The organism is Acidovorax facilis, from assembly GCF_023913775.1.
GTDB classification, from domain to species: Bacteria; Pseudomonadota; Gammaproteobacteria; order Burkholderiales; family Burkholderiaceae_C; genus Acidovorax; species Acidovorax facilis.
In genome coordinates this window covers 1-2,015 of the sequence record NZ_JAMXAX010000261.1, presented here as the reverse complement: position 1 = coordinate 2,015, position 2,015 = coordinate 1, and the positions used below count along the sequence as shown (strand labels likewise).

The window sequence follows — 2,015 nt, the reverse complement described above, 5'->3', positions numbered from 1 at the left end:
GCAACGCTGAGCCAGCGCGCAAACAACGCGATCGTCGCCACGCAAACTGCATCCACCTTCTTCATCATGCCCGCGATATTCGCGGGACATGTGGCTCAACTCAAGATGCCTCGGCTGGACGCTTACCTTGCTCCGCCAGAAAATCTGGACCGATCCTTGCCGTCAGGCCTTCATGCCGGATTGCGGCTTCGATTGCGGCCTGAACGCCGGCATCCCTTTGAGCTAGCCTTTGGATGTCCTCGTGCGGACTTAACAGCGCCTTTATTTGCTCCACGTGCTTGAGTTCCATTGCGGCGATCGAGGCGCCAATCGAGTTATCCGCTAGAAATCGCTGAGCCTGCGCGACGACGCTGTTCTCATCCAGTAGCGCTTTGGCCTGTGCAGCCGTGGAAGAAAACTCGTGATGTTGTGCAGCACCTCGCCCACTTGGTGGGTGATCTCGGTGGTCCGCAGTCCCAGTAGAACATCGCGGCTCAGTTTCGGTGTCTTGGGCTCGGTCAATTTGTGCTCCTGGAGAATCTCTGGAATGGCTGAAGTGTTTGATGTACCCGGGTGGCAGGTAGGGCTAGCGCGTTCTGCCATGCGCCTTTGAAGCGGCGTGCCTGCATGGAGCTTTCGTGCCGCGTTGCCAGGTGCTCTAGCGTCTGTCGTGAGGCCTTGTCGTCAATCCTTGTGCTTAGGTGCCTGTTTATCTGTCGGTACGAAGATGGGCAGATCGCAGTGCCAGGGGCCGACGCCCTCAACGTCGAGATGTAGACGGAACGAAATCCAGTCTCCGTGTTGTCCAGACGGAAGCTGCTCAATGCTTCGGACGCGCAATACGCTGCGCAGCGCTGTGTATGGATGTTCCGCAGTGATGTCGTCCATAGGCACGCATGCCATACGGATCACTTCGAGCTTCACTAAATGGGGCAGCCAGGGTGAGTCTCGAAAGAGATCGAAATACTCCTTGATCCTAGAGCCGAATGTGGGGTGACGGGGAACTTCGCCACGTAGTACGGATAGGCACATCTTGATCCTCTGCGGAAGCGAGGCGACCCCAGAGACTGTGGCGAGATCGCCATGTTCCAGGAAGATGTCGTTGGCCTCATTTGCTGCGATATCGGTCGGGAGTTCATGCGCGTTGATGCGCGGTGCGCTGGGACGCAGCTTGAGAGAAAGCAGATCGCCTTCATCACCTTTCCGCCAGGCAGGGGCGGCAGCGAGTTGCCGGCCATCACCCAAGGCGTTTACAAGTACAAAGCGATCCGCCGATGCGATGTGGTCAAAGCGCTCGCAAAATGCGATCAGCGTCCCAAGATCGCCGACGAGGAAGTGATCAACGCGTATATCCCATGACGCACTTTCTGCTCTCACGAGTTCACCGACGAACACAATGTCAGGTCCGAGTGCGACAAAATTCGAGTGGCTCGTCGACTTGGTCATTCCATCCATCTCCCCTCGCACTCGGGCTTCGTGGTCAGTCCTCATTTGGTTGAGGACGGCTGGCGTGAAGCGGGATTGATCCGAATCGATCAATCTGCTGTGCGTTTGACACAACCAGACGCCATTGGTGATGGCTGAACGTGCCTCAGGGGACATACCTGGCACATAACGAGGGCCGCCAGGCGCTGCGGCATGGATATGTGCTGCGACACCGATGCTGACGTGCGCGCGAGGTGATTCGTCGCTTGGCCCCGAGGTCGGTAAGCCACACCTTGGAAAGGAGCATCTGTAGTTGGCACGTAAGGCCAGTGCCCTTTGCGTTTCGCTATTGAACTCGTCGCGGTTGCGTTTTGCCATGCATCATCTTTCCATTTTCACCAGATCGGTTGCGTGCATGACTCACAGAGCTTCTCAAAGGAGATTGTCATTGAGAGCTGTGTGTTCATCGGATCCACGACCGAAAATTATTGATCCGGCGGGAATTATTCATGAGGCCGCATAGGCGACATGCTTGTCGCCAAAGTACTTCCGGACCCGCTCTGGCGTGTTCTCCAACATCGTCATGTGTTCTGTCGCCGCCGCGCGCAGCT

General features: G+C 56.8%; 3 protein-coding genes. All 3 read right to left on the bottom strand.

The window, feature by feature from the left end; genetic code table 11:
* Positions 1–100: 100 nt before the first annotated feature.
* The 3 genes from NFX52_RS29970 to NFX52_RS29960 all read right to left on the bottom strand — a co-directional run bounded on the left by NFX52_RS29970 (position 101) and on the right by NFX52_RS29960 (position 1,782).
* The gene (locus NFX52_RS29970) at positions 101–289 is read right to left on the bottom strand and encodes a hypothetical protein (RefSeq protein ID WP_055400474.1); all 189 of its coding nucleotides are present in this window, start codon (positions 287–289) and stop codon (positions 101–103) included.
* Between the two features lie 32 nt (positions 290–321).
* A complete protein-coding gene (locus tag NFX52_RS29965) occupies positions 322–501 on the bottom strand; it encodes a hypothetical protein (protein ID WP_156358804.1) in 180 nt (59 codons plus the stop codon).
* Between the two features lie 162 nt (positions 502–663).
* Positions 664–1,782: a hypothetical protein gene (locus NFX52_RS29960; protein WP_252635990.1), complete on the bottom strand. Its 1,119-nt coding sequence runs from the start codon at positions 1,780–1,782 to the stop codon at positions 664–666.
* Between the last annotated feature and the right edge of the window lie 233 nt (positions 1,783–2,015).

Excerpts from the sequence above, each read along its gene's own strand:
- NFX52_RS29970 (WP_055400474.1), bottom strand. The coding sequence starts at position 289 with ATGGAACTCAAGCACGTGGAGCAAATAAAGGCGCTGTTAAGTCCGCAC.
- NFX52_RS29960 (WP_252635990.1), bottom strand. The coding sequence starts at position 1,782 with ATGGCAAAACGCAACCGCGACGAGTTCAATAGCGAAACGCAAAGGGCA.